At 53.3% G+C, this 13,579-nt stretch carries 11 protein-coding genes; 4 read left to right on the top strand and 7 right to left on the bottom strand.

Going from position 1 to position 13,579, the window contains the following annotated elements; all coding sequences use genetic code 11:
• Nucleotides 1-39 precede the first annotated feature (39 nt).
• From frr to rpsB, 4 genes are all read right to left on the bottom strand, one after another.
• On the bottom strand, nt 40-597 hold the full coding sequence (gene frr / locus ACQE3Z_RS15870) for a ribosome recycling factor (RefSeq protein WP_250651887.1): 558 nt from the start codon (nt 595-597) through the stop codon (nt 40-42).
• Between the two features lie 140 nt (nt 598-737).
• Complete coding sequence (gene pyrH / locus ACQE3Z_RS15865) at nt 738-1,463, bottom strand: UMP kinase (protein ID WP_085067919.1); 726 nt, start codon at nt 1,461-1,463, stop codon at nt 738-740.
• Between the two features lie 156 nt (nt 1,464-1,619).
• A complete protein-coding gene (gene tsf / locus ACQE3Z_RS15860) occupies nt 1,620-2,471 on the bottom strand; it encodes a translation elongation factor Ts (RefSeq protein WP_249893523.1) in 852 nt (283 codons plus the stop codon).
• Nucleotides 2,472-2,717: 246 nt separating this feature from the next.
• Nucleotides 2,718-3,443, bottom strand: coding sequence for a 30S ribosomal protein S2 (gene rpsB / locus ACQE3Z_RS15855; protein WP_165786513.1), 726 nt, complete (start codon nt 3,441-3,443; stop codon nt 2,718-2,720).
• 365 nt (nt 3,444-3,808) lie between these two features.
• On the opposite strand from rpsB, the gene map reads away from it, so the two are divergent.
• From map to ACQE3Z_RS15835, 4 genes are all read left to right on the top strand, one after another.
• Complete coding sequence (gene map / locus ACQE3Z_RS15850) at nt 3,809-4,603, top strand: type I methionyl aminopeptidase (protein WP_085067922.1); 795 nt, start codon at nt 3,809-3,811, stop codon at nt 4,601-4,603.
• Between the two features lie 84 nt (nt 4,604-4,687).
• Nucleotides 4,688-7,342, top strand: a complete 2,655-nt coding sequence (gene glnD / locus ACQE3Z_RS15845; RefSeq protein ID WP_426974528.1) for a bifunctional uridylyltransferase/uridylyl-removing protein GlnD — start codon at nt 4,688-4,690, stop codon at nt 7,340-7,342.
• Nucleotides 7,343-7,433: 91 nt separating this feature from the next.
• Nucleotides 7,434-8,261 (top strand): 2,3,4,5-tetrahydropyridine-2,6-dicarboxylate N-succinyltransferase, encoded by an 828-nt coding sequence (gene dapD, locus ACQE3Z_RS15840; RefSeq protein ID WP_426974527.1) that lies wholly within the window; start codon nt 7,434-7,436, stop codon nt 8,259-8,261.
• A gap of 331 nt (nt 8,262-8,592) precedes the next feature.
• Nucleotides 8,593-8,985: a DUF3461 family protein gene (locus ACQE3Z_RS15835; protein ID WP_085067925.1), complete on the top strand. Its 393-nt coding sequence runs from the start codon at nt 8,593-8,595 to the stop codon at nt 8,983-8,985.
• Between the two features lie 85 nt (nt 8,986-9,070).
• Here ACQE3Z_RS15835 and ACQE3Z_RS15830 read toward each other — a convergent pair whose 3' ends face one another.
• The 3 genes from ACQE3Z_RS15830 to dgt form a co-directional block, all read right to left on the bottom strand.
• On the bottom strand, nt 9,071-10,228 hold the full coding sequence (locus tag ACQE3Z_RS15830) for a CdaR family transcriptional regulator (protein ID WP_250651884.1): 1,158 nt from the start codon (nt 10,226-10,228) through the stop codon (nt 9,071-9,073).
• A gap of 190 nt (nt 10,229-10,418) precedes the next feature.
• Nucleotides 10,419-11,843, bottom strand: a complete 1,425-nt coding sequence (gene degP, locus ACQE3Z_RS15825) for a serine endoprotease DegP (protein ID WP_426974526.1) — start codon at nt 11,841-11,843, stop codon at nt 10,419-10,421.
• Nucleotides 11,844-11,994: 151 nt separating this feature from the next.
• Nucleotides 11,995-13,491, bottom strand: a complete 1,497-nt coding sequence (gene dgt / locus ACQE3Z_RS15820; RefSeq protein WP_426974525.1) for a dGTPase — start codon at nt 13,489-13,491, stop codon at nt 11,995-11,997.
• Between the last annotated feature and the right edge of the window lie 88 nt (nt 13,492-13,579).

Below are 13,579 nucleotides of genomic sequence, written 5' to 3'. Positions count from 1 at the left end.
TGTACGCTGTGGACGGCGTTTTACCGGGACTGGATGGAATTAGAAATCCATCAGCTCCGTTTCTTTTTCAGCCAGCGCAGCATCAAGTTTCTTGATCCATGCATCGGTCATTTTTTGTACTTCATCCTGCGCACGACGCTCTTCGTCTTCGCCGATCGCTTTATCTTTCAGCAGCGCTTTGATTTTGTCGTTGGCGTCGCGGCGCACGTTACGCACGGAAACACGGCCCTGCTCTGCTTCGCCACGTACGACCTTGATCAGATCTTTACGACGCTCTTCCGTCAACGCGGGCAGCGGCACGCGAATATCGGTACCGGCAGAGCTCGGATTAAGACCGAGATCGGACGACATAATCGCTTTCTCAACGGCCTGGCTCAGGGAGCGGTCAAACACGTTGATCTTCAGCGTGCGTGAGTCTTCGACGGTAACGTTGGCCAGCTGGCGCAGCGGAGTCGGCGTACCGTAATACTCAACTACGATACCGTCGAGAAGCGCTGGTGATGCGCGGCCAGTGCGTACTTTGCCGATGTTATTTTTGAACGCCTCAACGCATTTTTCCATGCGCGTGTCGGCATCTTTTTTGATGTCGTTAATCACGTTGTAACCCTTGGATTCTGTTTGACCTGCCACAACAACGTGCCAGGAAACGGTAAAATTCGTCGATAATCCTGAACGGTGCGCGTCGCTTGTTTGCGCCGCGCCGACAGAATATACCTTATTTTACGCCGTGACGGATATTAATGCGTAATCAGGGTGCCTTCTTTTTCACCCATTACCACACGACGCAATGCGCCCGGCTTATTCATATTAAAGACGCGAATCGGCAGCTGATGGTCGCGCGCCAGTGTAAAGGCGGCCAGGTCCATCACTTTCAGCTCACGCTCCAGTACTTCCTGATAGGATAGCTGATCGTAGAGCGTAGCATCGGGCGTTTTTACCGGATCGGCAGAATAGACGCCATCCACTTTCGTGGCTTTCAGGACAACATCGGCTTCGATTTCAATACCACGCAGGCAGGCTGCGGAATCGGTGGTAAAGAAAGGATTGCCGGTGCCGGCAGAGAAAATAACAACGCGATTATTACGCAACAGGCTAATTGCTTCCGCCCAGCTGTAGTTATCGCACACGCCGTTAAGCGGGATCGCCGACATCAAACGCGCGTTCACATAGGCGCGGTGCAGCGCATCACGCATCGCCAGGCCGTTCATTACGGTAGCCAGCATGCCCATATGATCGCCAACAACGCGGTTCATTCCCGCCTGAGCCAGACCTGCGCCGCGGAACAGGTTACCCCCACCAATAACGACGCCAACCTGAATACCCAGCTCAACCAGCTCTTTAATTTCCTGAGCCATGCGATCGAGCACGCTCGCGTCGATGCCGAAACCTTCGGCGCCCTGCAGCGCTTCGCCACTGAGTTTTAGCAGGATACGTTGATATACAGGTTTTGCATTGGTAGCCATGGTCGTTTTTTTCCTGGAAGCTATCATGAAATAATGAGGAGTTAGATCCGAACTATCATCCGCTTAGCCGGTTGGGATTGCTATTGGGATGAGACTGAAAAATGCTGAAGATCCCAGACAAAAAAGAACCGCCGATTGGCGGTTCTTTTGGAACCATTAAGACTGCTTGGACATGGCCGCAACTTCTGCAGCAAAGTCGCTTTCCACTTTCTCAATGCCCTCACCCACTTCGAAGCGGATGAAGTTAATCACGTCGGCGCCTTTCTCTTTCAGCAGCTGACCAACGGTTTTGCTCGGATCCATAACGAAATGCTGACCGGTCAGGGAAACTTCACCGGTGAACTTGTTCATACGGCCCTGAACCATTTTCTCTGCGATTTCGCGCGGTTTGCCAGACTGCATGGCGATGTCCAGCTGGATCTGATGCTCACGCTCAACCACGTCAGACGGTACGTCTTCCGGCTTAACATATTCCGGCTTGCTTGCTGCAACGTGCATAGCAACGTGTTTAACCAGCTCTTCATCAGCACCGGTCGCAGAAACCAGAACGCCGATACGTGCGCCGTGCAGGTAAGAACCAACCATCTCGCCTTCCAGGATAGCAACGCGACGGATGTTGATGTTTTCACCGATTTTCGCTACCAGCGCGGTGCGCTGATCTTCGAATTTCGCTTTCAGGACATCAATATCAGCGATGCGCTCAGCGGTAGCGGCAGCGATAACTTCTTTACCGAAAGCCAGGAAGCCTGCATCTTTCGCCACGAAGTCAGTTTCGCAGTTCAGCTCAACGATCACGCCGGTGTTGCCAGAGACTTCAGTCAGGATAACGCCTTCGGCAGCTACGCGACCAGATTTCTTCGCCGCTTTCGCCTGACCTGATTTACGCATGTTGTCAATCGCCAGCTCGATGTCGCCATTGGCTTCAACCAGCGCTTTTTTACATTCCATCATGCCAGCGCCAGTACGCTCGCGCAGTTCTTTTACCAGAGCAGCGGTAATATCAGCCATTCTCTCTTCCTCAGTTGTCTGTTGCCTGCGGTTTATTCCCGCTCACGCGGGAAACGGCCGCCACGGTTTTACCAGGACGGCCAGTCTGCCTGCCCGCTTATCTGCTGCGGGCCAACAGCGTCTGTTAGCAGGAGTGCTTCGCAGCCAGGCCATGCGCCGGACCACGGTTAAAAAAATAAAGGGGCCATAATCGGCCCCTTACAGATCACATCTGAATGATAAGGGCTCTGTACAGAGCAAACCTTATTAAGCGTTCTCTAAAGAAGCTTCTTCTGCCTGCTCAGCCAGATCCTGAGAGCGGCCTTCGCGAACGGTGGTCGCTACAGCAGTCAGGTACAGGCTAACAGCACGGATCGCATCGTCGTTACCCGGGATGATGTAATCAACGCCATCCGGATCAGAGTTGGTATCAACGATAGCAAATACCGGGATACCCAGGTTGTTTGCTTCTTTGATTGCGATGTGTTCGTGGTCAGCATCGATCACAAACAGTGCGTCCGGCAGACCGCCCATGTCTTTGATACCGCCCAGGCTGTTTTCCAGCTTGGCCAGTTCACGAGTACGCATCAGCGCTTCTTTTTTGGTCAGTTTGTCGAAAGTACCGTCCTGAGACTGAGTTTCCAGATCTTTCAGACGTTTGATTGACTGACGAACGGTTTTCCAGTTAGTCAGCATACCACCTAACCAACGGTGGTTTACGAAGAACTGATCGCAGCTCAGAGCAGATTCTTTGATTGCTTCGCTGGCAGCACGCTTAGTACCAACAAACAGGATCTTGCCTTTACGGGAAGCGATTTTGTTCAGCTCAGCCAGGGCGTCGTTGAACATCGGAACCGTTTTCTCAAGGTTGATGATGTGAACTTTGTTACGCGCACCGAAGATGAACGGCTTCATTTTCGGGTTCCAGTAACGGGTCTGGTGACCGAAGTGAACACCAGCCTTGAGCATGTCGCGCATGGAAACAGTTGCCATGATTACCTCTGTAGTAAGTTTGGGGTTGGGCCTCCACATATCCCATGCAACCGACCTCGAAAGGCACCCCGGCGCATGTGCCGATATGTGTGTGTTATATACACGGGAGATTTATGCGTTTCCAGCAGGGCTTTTCAGCCTTACTTAGAATCGTCGGCGCGCTTTATACCATAAAGCACGATTTGACGCCAATAATTGTTCGTCTCCTTTCTGCGCGCATTGAATAGCACAACGCATTTTCCTTAATGATTACAATTACCGCCGGCCATGGTTAAACGCTCAGTGGCAGCCTACTGGCCGACCTGCTAACATGGCACCACTTGCTTTATTATTGTCGAAAATGACGACAACTGCGGATAAAATTAATGGCAATTTCAATTAAAACCCCAGAAGAAATCGAAAAAATGCGCGTGGCGGGACGTCTTGCCGCTGAAGTGCTGGAGATGATCGAGCCTTTCGTAAAGCCGGGCGTTTCCACTGGTGAACTCGACCGCATTTGCAATGATTATATTGTGAATACCCAGCAGGCAGTTTCTGCCAGCCTTGGCTATCACGGCTTCCCGAAATCAGTATGTATCTCGGTTAATGACGTGGTTTGCCACGGCATTCCCAGTGATGACAAGCTGCTGAAAGATGGCGATATCGTTAATATCGACGTAACGGTAATAAAAGACGAGTATCACGGCGATACCTCGAAAATGTATCTGGTAGGCAAACCCACCATTCAGGGTGAGCGCCTGTGCCGCATTACGCAGGAAAGCCTCTATCTGGCGCTGCGTCTGGTCAAACCGGGCATCCGTCTGCGCACGCTGGGTCGTGAAATCCAGAAATTTGTCGAAGCGCAGGATTTTTCCGTCGTGCGTGAATATTGCGGACACGGGATCGGCAAAGGCTTTCATGAAGAGCCGCAGGTGCTGCATTACGATGCCGACGACGGCGGCGTAGTGCTGCAGCCGGGCATGACCTTTACCATTGAACCGATGGTGAACGCGGGCGATTACCGCATCCGTAGCATGAAAGATGGCTGGACGGTAAAAACCAAAGATCGCAGCTTGTCGGCACAGTATGAGCATACTATTGTGGTGACGGAAAACGGCTGTGAAATTCTTACCTTGCGTAAAGATGACACCATTCCGGCAGTGCTGGTCAACGAAGCCTAAGGGCGCGACACCCGCCTGACCGAAGTTTAACAAGAGCCGACTTTACGTCGGCTTTTTTTATGGCGAAAGCGGAGCAACTCTTCAATGCGCAATGGCGTGACTAATGAAGTAATAAGTAGCCTGGCCGAATCCACGTCAGGCTGGGACGATGCGCAGCTCACCCGAGAGCAGCTAAAGCAGCATCTTGAAGGCTTTCAGCAGCATCTTGCCGCCGCGTTTGACGAAGGAAAAGATGTCGCGGCCCTGATCGACGCCCGCACGCTGTTTATTGATACCTTGCTGCGTCGCCTGTGGCGTTTTTACGGCTTCGAAGCGCGCGATGGCATGTCACTGGTTGCGGTAGGCGGCTTTGGTCGCGGCGAGCTGCATCCGCTTTCCGACATTGATCTGCTGATCCTCAGCCGTAAAGCATTGGATGAGCAGACGGCGGCAGCGGCCAGCGATCTGTTGACGCTGCTGTGGGATCTGAAGCTGGAGGTGGGGCACAGCGTGCGCACGCTGGAAGAGTGCCTGCTGGAAGGGCTTTCTGATTTAACCGTCGCCACCAATCTGATTGAATCGCGTATGCTGGTTGGCGACGTGGCGCTGTTTCTGGAACTGCAAAAGCATATTTTCAGCGACGGCTTCTGGCCCTCCTGGCGTTTTTACGCTGCCAAAATCGCTGAACAGCAGGAGCGCCACAAGCGTTATCACGGCACCAGCTACAACCTGGAGCCCGATATAAAAAGCAGCCCCGGCGGCCTGCGCGATATTCATACGCTGCTGTGGGTGGCGCGCCGCCACTTCGGCGCCACCTCACTGGATGAAATGGTGGGTTTCAGCTTTCTTACTGAAGCCGAACGCAATGAGCTGAACGAGTGTCAGGCCTTTCTCTGGCGTATTCGTTTCGCCCTGCATCTTACTCTGCCCCGTTACGATAACCGCCTGCTGTTTGACCGTCAGCTCACCGTCGCGCAACGCCTGGATTACCAGGGCGAAGGTAACGAGCCGGTCGAGCGGATGATGAAAGATTTTTTCCGCGTTACGCGGCGCATCGGCGAACTGAATCAAATGCTGCTTCAGCTGTTCGACGATGCAATTTTAGCGCTGGACGCCACCGACAAACCGCAGCCGATTGATGACGATTTCCAACTGCGCGGCAGCCTGATCGATCTACGCGATGATGCGCTCTTCAGTTGTCAGCCGGAAGCGATCATGCGCATGTTTTGGGTAATGGTGCGCAATGAAAATATCAAAGGCATCTATTCCTCTACGCTGCGTCAGCTACGCTATGCGCGTCGTAATTTACAGCAACCGCTCTGTAACCTGCCGGAAGCACGACGCTACTTTTTCGCTATTCTACGCCATCCGGGCGCGGTCAGCCGGGCGCTGGTGCCGATGCATCGTCACAGCGTTCTTTCTGCTTATATGCCGCAGTGGAGTAAAATTGTCGGTCAGATGCAGTTCGATCTGTTTCACGCTTACACGGTGGATGAACATACCATTCGCGTGCTGCAAAAGCTGGAAAGCTTCGCCAGCGAAGAGACCCGCTCGCGCCATCCGCTCTGCGTCGAGCTGTGGCCGCGTCTGCCGCAGCCGGAGCTGCTGCTGCTGGCAGCGCTGTTTCACGATATCGCCAAAGGTCGCGGCGGCGACCATTCCATTCTTGGCGCACAGGATGTACTGGACTTTGCCGAACTGCACGGTCTGAACTCACGCGAGGCGCAGCTGGTTGCCTGGCTGGTGCGCTATCATCTGCTGATGTCGGTGACCGCTCAGCGGCGCGATATACAGGATCCAACGGTGATCCAGCAGTTCGCTGAGGTGATGCAGAATGAAAATCGTCTGCGCTATCTGGTCTGTTTGACGGTAGCGGATATCTGCGCCACCAACGAAACGCTGTGGAATAGCTGGAAACAAAGCCTGTTGCGCGAGCTGTTTTTCGCCACGGAAAAACAGCTGCGACGCGGAATGGAAAATTCACCCGATCTGCGTGAGCGTGTGCGCCATCATCGCCTGCAGGCGCTGGCTCTGCTGCGTATGGACAACATCAATGAAGAGAGGCTGCACCAAATCTGGAGCCGCTGTCGCGCCGACTATTTTCTGCGCCATACGCCTAACCAGCTCGCCTGGCATGCGCGCCATTTAATGAATCATGACCTGCACAAGCCGCTGGTATTGGTCAGTCCGCAGGCGACGCGCGGCGGCACGGAAATCTTTATCTGGAGCCCGGATCGCCCCTATCTGTTTGCTGCCGTTGCGGGCGAGCTGGACCGCCGTAATCTCAGCGTGCACGATGCGCAGATCTTTACCAGCCGTGACGGTATGGCAATGGATACCTTTATTGTGCTGGAGCCGGACGGCAGCCCGCTGGCGGCGGATCGCCACCAGATGATTATCCAGGCGCTGGATCAGGCGATTACCCAAACCAGCTGGACGCCGCCGCGCACCCGCCGCCAGTCAGCCAAGCTGAAACACTTTAATGTCGATACCGAGGTGCGTTTTCTGCCCTCTTTCAACGAACGCCGCACCTGGCTGGAGCTGATTGCGCTTGATCGTCCTGGCCTGCTGGCGCAGGTGGGCGAAGTCTTTGCCGACCTGGGCATTTCGCTGCACGGCGCACGCATCAGCACCATTGGCGAACGGGTCGAGGATCTGTTTATTCTGGCTGATGATGAACGCCGCGCGCTGAGCGCCAATTTGCGACATAAGCTGCAACAACGGTTGACAGAGGCCCTTGATCCAAACGATAAAGTGTGACTCAGATCTTTTTACACAGCCGTTCGCCAAATCATCGGAGCAACAGCGATAGTGTGCGATGGTGAATGCAATAACCAGGATGAAAATACACATGCAACAGTTACAGAGTGTCATTGAGAGCGCGTTTGAGCACCGTGCCGATATCACGCCCGCCAGCGTAGATTCCGCCACCCGCGAAGCCGTAGAGCAGGTTATCGCTCTGCTGGACAGCGGCGCCCTGCGCGTAGCCGAAAAGATTGATGGTGAATGGGTCACGCATCAGTGGCTGAAAAAAGCGGTGCTGCTCTCTTTCCGTATCAATGACAATCAGGTAATCGACGGCGCTGAAAGCCGCTATTACGACAAGGTGCCGATGAAGTTTGCCGCTTATGATGAAGCGCGCTTTAAAAAAGAGGGCTTCCGTGTGGTGCCACCAGCGGCCGTTCGTCAGGGGGCCTTTATTGCCCGTAACACCGTGCTGATGCCTTCCTATGTCAATATTGGCGCATGGGTTGATGAAGGCTCGATGGTTGATACCTGGGCGACCGTGGGTTCTTGTGCTCAGATTGGTAAAAACGTGCATCTTTCTGGCGGCGTCGGCATCGGCGGCGTACTGGAGCCGCTTCAGGCTAACCCGACCATCATTGAAGACAACTGCTTTATCGGCGCCCGTTCTGAAATCGTCGAAGGGGTAATCGTTGAAGAAGGTTCCGTGATTTCCATGGGCGTTTATATTGGTCAAAGCACCAAAATTTACGATCGTGAAACCGGCGAAATCCACTATGGCCGCGTTCCGGCTGGCTCAGTTGTGGTTTCCGGCAACCTGCCGTCAAAAGATGGCTCTTACAGCCTCTATTGCGCGGTCATCGTGAAAAAAGTTGATGCGAAAACACGCGGCAAAGTTGGCATCAATGAGCTGCTGCGCACCATTGATGAATAACGCCTGATCCTCTGCCCTGCCTTAACGGCAGGGTAAGTTCGCGTCTGTTTTCGCCTTTTCCCGCGCCGTTCCGGCCTGCGTTTTCCTTTTTCCCTCACCGTTATCCACGCCGCTTTGCCTGCAAATTAAAGGTGCGTTTATTTTTTACGCAGGCGATAATTCATCTCCGCCATTTCTGCGGCGCAATTTCCCGAAAGTCGTCGTTTATGTCTACAGTGATGACAGGCCCTTTGTGCTGCTTCAGCAGGATGCTCGTACAGCGTCAGGGCCGAAATAAGGTGTAACGGAAGAGTTGCGACGCCCTAATTTCACGTTCACAGGAAACATCGCCATGTATGACAATTTAAAAAGCCTGGGCATTTCCAATCCGGAAGATATCGATCGCTACAGCCTGCGTCAGGAAGCGAATAACGACATTTTGAAAATTTACTTCCGTAAAGATAAAGGCGAATTTTTTGCCAAAAGCGTTAAATTTAAATATCCGCGCCAGCGTAAAACCGTGGTGGCGGATGGCATTGGGCAAGGCTACAAAGAGGTGCAGGAGATCAGCCCTAACCTCCGCTATGTGATTGATGAGCTGGATCAAATCTGCCAGCGCGATCAGGTAGAAATCGATCTGAAGCGTAAAATCCTTGACGACCTGCGTCATCTGGAAAACGTGGTTTCCAACAAGATCGCTGAAATTGAATCCGATCTGGATAAGCTGACGCGCAACAGCCGCTAATGAAAAACAGGATAGCCAACACGCCTGGCTTTTCGGGCATGAGGTTATCAACACGCCTGATACGCCGCGCTGCGGCGTATTCTCTTTAGGGCTGCTCATCCAGCTGTAGCGCCACGTACAGCAGCAGCCGATCGTCAAAATGGCCCAGGTTAAGCCCGGTCAGTTCAGAAATCCGGTTCAGCCGGTACTCCAGCGTATTACGATGAATAAACAGCGCCCGGGCGGTGGCCGAAGGCTGCACGTTATGAGTGAACCAGGCGATTAGCGTACGCCGCAACAGGCCGTTATTATCCATCGCTTTCAGTTTTGCCAGCGGACGCGACAGCTCATTTGCCTGCCAGCCGCCGCGCAGGCTATCAAGCAGCACCGGCAGCACTAAATCCTGATAAAAAAAGCTGCGCTGTTCCGGCATACGCTGTTTGCCAACGCTCATGGTGGTTTGCGCCGTGCGGTAAGAGCGGGCAATACTGCCCTCGCCGGTAAAGTAGTTGCCCAGCGCAATGCGAATACGCAGATGCCCACTCTCTTTCATGCGCCCTAATAGTTGATCAACGCGCCGCCGGTGCTCATCCTGATCGTAACGGCCATGAGCATTCAGCGCCGGTTTCAACACCACCATTTCCGTAAGGGAAACGATGGCAATCAGATTATCGCGCTCTGGCATGGTCAACAGCGTCTGTAACTGCTGCAGCTCCGCCATCGCACTGTCCACGCCCAGTTGCCCGCTGTCGACCTCTACCACCGCAACCACGCGCGGCTGATTAAGGTCGATACCCAGCCGCTGCGCCCATGCCATCAGCGCCGGAGAAAGGGTTTCACTACGGATAAGATTCAGCACCAGCTCTTCGCGCAGACGGCTATCCTGCGCCAGCATATGCAGCAGTCGCGCCTGCTCCAGCATCATCTCCGCCGTCATACAGACCAACTCGCCATACTGACGCAGTGAAACGGGATCGCCAGTCAGGCCGATGACTCCAACGATTTCACCGGCAATACGCAGCGGTAAATTGATACCGGGCCGTACGCCATGCAGATGGCGCGCAACGGCTTCGTCAATATCCACCACACGCGCTTGCGACAGCGCCAGCAGCGCGCCTTCGTGCAATTCACCAATGCGTTCCCGATCGCCGCTGCCGATAATCCGGCCACGGGCATCCATGACGTTGACGTTACTGTCGATAATTTTCATGGTGCGCGCAACGATATCCTGGGCCAGACGAGCATCCAGGTGATAGTTAGCCATCTTTCACTCCAGCCAGGGCCTGAAGAAGCAGCATACGTTGACGATCGCAGCGAAGCATTGTGCATTTGCACGAAGCACCGCTTCGGTTAATAAATTTGCGGGCGATATCACAAACTAAAAACGGCCCGACGAACAAGCCGTCGGGCCGTTGAGCTCTCTGTTTTGCTGCGGGTTTCCCGGCAGGAACGCGTTATTGCATAAGCAGATAGATATTGCTGTCGCCGCGTTTGATATTCAGCGCCAGCACGGAGGGCTTGGTATCAAGGATTTTACGCAGCTCGCCAAGATTGGTCACTGGCTGCTGGTTTACACCAAGAATAATATCGTCTTTTTTCAGGCCGATACGTGCTGCGGAGCTGCCAGGTTTAACGCTGTCCACCCGCACGCCTTTCTGACCGTTAACTTCCGCGTTGCTCAGACCCGCGCCTTCAATGCCGGTATAGATGGTTGCGGAATCGACATTACTCTGTGAGCTTTGTTGCAGCTCAACCGTAACCGTCAGCGGTTTACCATCACGCAGCAGGCCCAGTTCCAGTTTAGTGCCAACCGGCAGCGAGCCGACTTCAGCACGCAACGCGGCAAAGCTGGAGATCTGTTTTTTGTTCAGCGAGGTGATCACATCGCCCGCCTTAATGCCCGCTTTAGCAGCGGAAGACTTCGGCATCACCTGGCTGACAAAGGCACCGCGTTGCGCATCCACTTTCATCGCTTTCGCCAGCTCAGAATTCAGCTCGGTGCCCATGATGCCCAGTTCGCCACGTTTTACCTGACCATATTCCACCATCTGTGCAGTGAGGTTCTTCACCATATTGCTGGGAATGGCGAAGCCGATACCAATGTTGCCGCCGTCCGGAGCCAGTATCGCGGTATTAATCCCAATGAGTTCACCGTTCAGATTAACCAACGCGCCGCCGGAGTTACCACGGTTAATGGCCGCATCGGTCTGGATAAAGTTCTCGTAATTTTCCACATTCAGGCCGCTACGACCCAGCGCGGAGACAATACCGGACGTGACGGTTTCGCCCAGCCCGTACGGGTTACCGATCGCAACCGTATAGTCACCGACGCGCAGGGTGTCAGAGTCAGCCATGGTAATGGCGGTAAGATTTTTAAAATCCTGAAGCTGAATCAGCGCAATATCGGAACGCGGATCTTTGCCGATCACTTTCGCCTCATAACGGCGTCCGTCGCTGAGCTGCACCTGAATTTTGGTGGCATTATCCACGACATGGTTGTTGGTGACGACATACCCTTTCTGCGCATTGATGACTACACCGGAACCCAGCGCGCGGAATTTTTGCTGAGGCGCGTTGCCGCCAGGCGCTGCGCCCTGGCACATCGGCGAGTTCAGGAATGGCGAACCATCCTGACAGAACGGCGAGTTATCACCAAAGAACTGCTGGAACTGTGGCGGCAGACGCGGCGTTTTCACCGAGGTGCTACCTTCAACGTTGATGCTGACAACTGACGGCATCACTTTTTCCAGCATAGGTGCCAGGCTGGGGAGTTGCTGAGTGGAGGAAGAGGCCGTTTCAGCAGCCATAACGTAAGTCGGACTCATCGCCATACCCAGGCTGAGAGCTAATGCGCTTAATACAAGAGTTGTTTTTTTCATTCGTCTGTTACTCGTATTGGATCAATGAAGCTGACCATCATTTTGGCCGTGTTGATGAGATTAAATTTTTACCGCAAAGTTCATCAGTAACTTTTTGGCAAAAGTAAAAAAATATTCTGCATCTTTACAAAACTCCTTTTTTATTACTTCACTATTCAACCGCCATTAAACGCCGGTATTCATCCCAGGCATAAAGATCGGTCATTCCACTAATATAGTCCTGAATCAGACGCGCACGATAATAACGTTCCCACAACAGCCGCTGATATTTATGCTCAATTTTCAAAGTGCGCATATGTTGTTGATAAGCACGGCGGTGTTTGCCAGATAGCTTATGAAACAGTCGGGTTTCGATAGGATGTCCGGCCAGGAAATCTTCGGTCATCAGCGTGGTAAAAGCTTCATAATTTAGCTTAAGCAGCGGCTGGTAAACCTCCAGCAGCCCTTTTATTACCCGATAGCCCTGTAATTCGAGCTGTTCAACTTCTGAATGATTAAATACATGGCGGCGCGCGACGGTTTTAAATAACTTCAGCAACCTGCCCTCTTCGCCCTCGTCTTCCAGCAACGCATGATTAAAGTCGCCGTTAAAAATGGCCGCCAGATTATCCACGAAACGATTAACCGCGTGGGCCACCAGCACATTTTGCACGCTCACACGCAGCGACATAAAAAATTGATCGCTTCGGCCGCGAATTTTCTTTCCGTTTGCCTCGCGCCAGGCATAACCAATGGTGCGGCTGAAAGCATCGCCGGGACGCACCGGCCCCCACAGTTTTTCCAGATAGCCATACAGCGTATCAACGTTGAAAATGGCCTTCTCTACTGCATCATCAAGGTCGGCAATACAGTAGGAAATATCATCTGCCGCTTCCATGATCCAGGTTAACGGAAAACGGTGATGCTCCTGCAGCTGCGTGGCCGCGCGCAGTTCGGCAATATAATGGCACTCGGAAAGATAAAAGCCCGGCTTTTTCATCAGGGTGCTGAACTGCGCTGGCTTTTCGCCCTGCCACCAGGCGGGCGCGGTATATTTCAAAATACAGGCGACCTGACAGTAGGTCAGGTTTAGCTGCAGTAGCGTATGTACCAGACGAATCGCCTGCGCGTTGCCTTCGAAATGACAAAGATCCTGACGGATAATCGCATTCAGGGCGCTGAAGTCCGCCTGCTGCTGTGCGTCGCCATCGTCTACGCCTGCCACCAGCGGATCCACCAGCTCAGCCGGTAAATTGGCGTCGAACCAGTCGTTGATCGCCGCTTCGCCAAAATGACCAAAGGGCGGGTTGCCCACGTCGTGCAACAAACAGGCCATCTCCACCAGACTTTCAAACGCGCCGGATAGCTCCTGCAGACCATATTTTTCCAGGCCGCCGCGCGTTTTCAGGGTTTCAAGGATCTCTTTTGCGATATAACGTCCCGTCTGCTGCACCTCCAGCGAATGTGTCAGCCGCGAACGCACAGCAGCGTTGCGCTCCAGCGGAAACACCTGGGTTTTCTGCTGTAAACGACGGATGGCGGCTGAATTAATAATACGCCCACGATCGCTTTCAAAATGACGGGTAATGGCATATTCGCCCTGCGGCGCTTCCCGACTGTTCCATGGGCGCTGAAAGCTGATCCGCTGCCGGAAATTAATCTTATCCATTGATTCCCCTTGTTTCTGCATGAAAACATCTTGCCGTGGGCCTGTGGTAGACTATGCAACAGTTCAAATGCTGAATTCCACTTTAATT

The sequence above is a fragment of the Pantoea sp. FN0307 genome (genome assembly GCF_050113815.1).
Classification (GTDB): Bacteria; Pseudomonadota; Gammaproteobacteria; order Enterobacterales; family Enterobacteriaceae; genus Mixta; species Mixta alhagi.
The sequence above is the reverse complement of the archived record's forward strand: the minus strand, read 5'-3'. Positions and strand labels throughout refer to the sequence as shown.

Coding starts and splice junctions, on each gene's coding strand:
- map (WP_085067922.1), top strand. CDS start 3,809: ATGGCAATTTCAATTAAAACCCCAGAAGAAATCGAAAAAATGCGCGTG.
- dapD (WP_426974527.1), top strand. CDS start 7,434: ATGCAACAGTTACAGAGTGTCATTGAGAGCGCGTTTGAGCACCGTGCC.
- ACQE3Z_RS15830 (WP_250651884.1), bottom strand. CDS start 10,228: ATGGCTAACTATCACCTGGATGCTCGTCTGGCCCAGGATATCGTTGCG.
- rpsB (WP_165786513.1), bottom strand. CDS start 3,443: ATGGCAACTGTTTCCATGCGCGACATGCTCAAGGCTGGTGTTCACTTC.
- dgt (WP_426974525.1), bottom strand. CDS start 13,491: ATGGATAAGATTAATTTCCGGCAGCGGATCAGCTTTCAGCGCCCATGG.
- ACQE3Z_RS15835 (WP_085067925.1), top strand. CDS start 8,593: ATGTATGACAATTTAAAAAGCCTGGGCATTTCCAATCCGGAAGATATC.
- pyrH (WP_085067919.1), bottom strand. CDS start 1,463: ATGGCTACCAATGCAAAACCTGTATATCAACGTATCCTGCTAAAACTC.
- degP (WP_426974526.1), bottom strand. CDS start 11,843: ATGAAAAAAACAACTCTTGTATTAAGCGCATTAGCTCTCAGCCTGGGT.
- tsf (WP_249893523.1), bottom strand. CDS start 2,471: ATGGCTGATATTACCGCTGCTCTGGTAAAAGAACTGCGCGAGCGTACT.
- glnD (WP_426974528.1), top strand. CDS start 4,688: ATGCGCAATGGCGTGACTAATGAAGTAATAAGTAGCCTGGCCGAATCC.